The organism is Vibrio sp. 10N.261.51.A3, from assembly GCF_041471965.1.
Lineage (GTDB): Bacteria > Pseudomonadota > Gammaproteobacteria > Enterobacterales > Vibrionaceae > Vibrio > Vibrio crassostreae_C.
Genome location: NZ_JBFRPK010000135.1, coordinates 1 through 1,010 on the forward strand (window position 1 = coordinate 1; position 1,010 = coordinate 1,010).

General features: G+C 43.0%; 1 pseudogene. It reads left to right on the forward strand.

Going from position 1 to position 1,010, the window contains the following annotated elements:
* Window positions 1-78 precede the first annotated feature (78 nt).
* A pseudogene (locus tag AB4371_RS21980) lies at window positions 79-998 on the forward strand (IS5 family transposase).
* Window positions 999-1,010 lie beyond the last annotated feature (12 nt).

Here is a 1,010-nt window from a genome sequence, read left to right on the forward strand (position 1 = left end):
GGCTTTGTTTCCTAAATCAGGGAACTAATGCTTAAAGCTACGATCAGATCATCTAAGTTCACTCACATACTTAGAGCAATGCCAAAGCCTCGCTACAGAACAACTAACTGGAAACAATATAACCAAGCCCTAATCAATCGTGGTTCACTGACATTCTGGATTGATGAGGAAGCGATTCAACAGTGGAAGCAACTCAAGCAAGGTAAACGAGGTCGACCTCGATTGTTTAGTGACTTAGCCATTACGACCGCCCTCATGGTTAAACGAGTATTCGCGATGCCGTTGAGAGCGTTACAAGGATTCATCGATTCTGTTTTCAAACTCGCTCAACTCCCGTTGTCATGTCCTCATTATTCATGCATCAGTAAACGAGCCAAAACGGTTAATGTGTCATTCAAGACAAAGACCCGAGGCGCAATACAGCATTTAGCCATTGATGCAACAGGGCTAAAGGTCTACGGTGAAGGTGAATGGAAAGTAAAAAAACATGGTACTGACGGGAAGCGTCGAGTTTGGCGTAAGCTCCATTTAGCCGTAGACACTGGCACTCATGAAATCATTGCGGCTGAGTTAAGTTTATCGAATGTCACTGACGGTGAAGCTCTTCCTAATTTACTGAATCAAACTCGTCGTAGAATCAATGAGATATCTGGTGATGGAGCTTACGATACAAGACAATGCTACGAAGCAATACGTATTAAACAAGCTGTTCCACTTATTCCACCGAGAGAAGGTGCTGCTTTTTGGTTACGAGGTCACCCCGTAATCTGGCGGTAGCTTGCCAGAAATTATACGGCTCAAATAAACATTGGAAAAAGAAGTACGGTTACCATAAACGGTCACTTTCAGAGACGGCTATGTTCCGTGTAAAGACACTGTTTGGTGGGCGATTAAGTTTAAGAAACTATAATGCTCAGGTTGGTGAAACCTACGCCATGATTAAAGCGTTGAATAAGCTCACAGGGTTAGGTATGCCTAAAACGATAGAAATAGCCTAATAATCACCCATA